2 rRNA genes are annotated in these 3,181 nt (G+C 49.7%); both read left to right on the top strand.

From position 1 onward, the window contains the following. The first annotated feature begins 8 nt into the window (after positions 1 to 8). Positions 9 to 2,891 (top strand): 23S ribosomal RNA (locus HNP35_RS23695). 176 nt (positions 2,892 to 3,067) lie between these two features. After that, a 5S ribosomal RNA gene (gene rrf, locus HNP35_RS23690) occupies positions 3,068 to 3,177 on the top strand. Positions 3,178 to 3,181: the final 4 nt, after the last annotated feature.

Genomic DNA, 3,181 nt, shown 5'->3' with positions numbered 1-3,181 from the left:
TGATTGGTGCAATAAGCAAAATAAGGGCGCATGGGGAATGCCTAGGCTCTCAGAGGCGATGAAGGACGTGATAAGCTGCGAAAAGCTGCGGGGACTGGCACACACAGATTGATCCGCAGATATCCGAATGGGGCAACCCGCTATATTGAAGATATAGCACACCGATAGGTGGGCAAACCCGCTGAACTGAAACATCTAAGTAGGCGGAGGAGAAGAAAACAAAAGTGATTCCGTAAGTAGTGGCGAGCGAACGCGGATTAGCCCAAACCAGTGCTGTTACGGCAGTGCTGGGGTTGTAGGACCGCGACATTTCATGCGCAAGGAACCGGAAGCTTCTGGAAAGGAGCGCCATAGAGGGTGACAGCCCCGTATGGGCAACGAGCGTAATGGATAGCGGTATCCTGAGTAGGGCGGGGCACGTGAAACCCTGTCTGAATTCGGCGGGACCATCCGCTAAGGCTAAATACTCCTGAGAGACCGATAGTGAACCAGTACCGTGAGGGAAAGGTGAAAAGAACCGTGAATAACGGAGTGAAATAGATCCTGAAACCATGCGCTTACAAGCGGTCGGAGCCCCTTCGTGGGGTGACGGCGTGCCTTTTGCATAATGAGCCTACGAGTTAACGTTGCCGGCAAGGATAAGTGGTTAAGCCATGGATCCGCAGCGAAAGCGAGTCTGAATAGGGCGCTTTAGTCGGCAGTGTTAGACGCGAAACCGTGTGATCTACCCATGGGCAGGTTGAAGCTGTGGTAACACACAGTGGAGGACCGAACCGGTTGACGTTGAAAAGTCTTCGGATGACCTGTGGGTAGGGGTGAAAGGCCAATCAAACTCGGAAATAGCTCGTACTCCCCGAAATGCATTTAGGTGCAGCGCTGATAATAGTTATATAGAGGTAGAGCTACTGATTGGATGCGGGGGCTTCACCGCCTACCAATTCCTGACAAACTCCGAATGCTATATAATGTTTTACAGCAGTGAGGGCTTGGGTGCTAAGGTCCAAGTCCGAGAGGGAAAGAACCCAGACCATCAGCTAAGGTCCCCAAATATATGCTAAGTTGAAAGAACGAGGTTTGTCTGCCCAGACAGCTAGGATGTTGGCTTGGAAGCAGCCATTCATTTAAAGAGTGCGTAACAGCTCACTAGTCGAGCGGACGAGCATGGATAATAATCGGGCATAAGCATATTACCGAAGCTATGGATTTTGTGGCAACACAAAGTGGTAGGGGAGCATTCTGACAGGGCTGAAGGTGTATCGTAAGGTATGCTGGACCGGTCAGAAAAGAAAATGTAGGCATAAGTAACGATAATGCGGGCGAGAAACCCGCACACCGAAAAACTAAGGTTTCCACAGCTATGCTAATCAGCTGTGGGTTAGTCTGGACCTAAGGCGAACCCGAAAGGGACAGTCGATGGCCAACGGGTTAATATTCCCGTACTTCTTATTGCTGTGATGGGGTGACGGAGTGATGAAAGCGCCGCGAACTGACGGAATAGTTCGTTAAAGCACCTAGCTATAGGCTCTCTAGGCAAATCCGGAGAGTTTGGTGAAATGCGATAGTACTCGGAGTCTTCGGACAAAGAGATAGTGCGCCTAAGGGCTTCCAAGAAAAACCTCTAAACTTCAGGCAGTAAGAACCAGTACCGTAAACCGACACAGGTAGTTGAGGAGAGAATCCTAAGGTGCTCGAGAGATTCATGGCTAAGGAATTAGGCAAAATAGACCTGTAACTTCGGGAGAAAGGTCGCCCCGAGCAATCGGGGCCGCAGTGAAGAGGTCCAGGCGACTGTTTATCAAAAACACAGGGCTCTGCAAAATCGTAAGATGAAGTATAGGGCCTGACACCTGCCCGGTGCTGGAAGGTTAAGAGGAGATGTTATCTTCGGAGAAGCATTGAATTGAAGCCCCAGTAAACGGCGGCCGTAACTATAACGGTCCTAAGGTAGCGAAATTCCTTGTCGGGTAAGTTCCGACCTGCACGAATGGTGTAACGATCTGGACACTGTCTCAGCCATGAGCTCGGTGAAATTGTAGTAACGGTGAAGATGCCGTTTACCCGCAGTGGGACGAAAAGACCCTGTGCACCTTTACTATAGCTTAGTATTGACCTTGGATAAATGATGTGTAGGATAGGTTGGAGACTATGAAGCGGCGTCGCCAGGCGTTGTGGAGTCATTGTTGAAATACAACCCTTTGTTTATCTGAGGCCTAACCCCGCGATGTGGGGGACAGTGCTTGGTGGGTAGTTTGACTGGGGTGGTCGCCTCCAAAAGAGTAACGGAGGCTTCTAAAGGTTCCCTCAGTACGCTTGGTAACCGTGCGTAGAGTGCAATGGCATAAGGGAGCTTGACTGAGAGACATACAGGTCGATCAGGTACGAAAGTAGAGCATAGTGATCCGGTGGTTCCGCATGGAAGGGCCATCGCTCAAAGGATAAAAGGTACGCCGGGGATAACAGGCTGATCTCCCCCAAGAGCTCATATCGACGGGGGGGTTTGGCACCTCGATGTCGGCTCGTCACATCCTGGGGCTGGAGAAGGTCCCAAGGGTTGGGCTGTTCGCCCATTAAAGTGGCACGCGAGCTGGGTTCAGAACGTCGTGAGACAGTTCGGTCTCTATCTACTGCGGGCGTTAGAAATTTGAGTGGATCTGATTCTAGTACGAGAGGACCGAATTGGACAAACCTCTAGTGTATCTGTTGTCCCGCCAGGGGCACCGCAGAGTAGCTACGTTTGGAAGGGATAAGCGCTGAAAGCATATAAGCGCGAAACCCACCACAAGATGAGATTTCTTTTAAGGATCGTGGAAGATGACCACGTTGATAGGCTACAGATGTAAAGGCAGTAATGTCATAGTCGAGTAGTACTAATAATCCGTAAGCTTATGCACATCCCTTTTCCCGAGAGCGAAAGCTCTCGGGAGAGAACTTTCTAAAAAAATACTTATTTGTTTCTTTATCCCAGTATGTTAAAATATTGGCTCGTCGAGCAGTAACTAGTGAATAGTAATTGGTAAATAGTCTAAGGACTACTTACTAAGTACTAAGGACTAATTACTAACAACCTTAAGGTGGTTATTGCGGCGGGGCTCACCTCTTCCCATCCCGAACAGAGAAGTTAAGCCCGCCTGCGCAGATGGTACTGCAGTTATGTGGGAGAGTATGTCGTCGCCTTTCTTTT

This window comes from Flavobacterium notoginsengisoli, assembly GCF_014207905.1.
GTDB lineage: Bacteria > Bacteroidota > Bacteroidia > Flavobacteriales > Flavobacteriaceae > Flavobacterium > Flavobacterium notoginsengisoli_A.
Note: the sequence above shows the minus strand (reverse complement) of the source record. Positions and strands in the feature narration are given on the sequence as shown.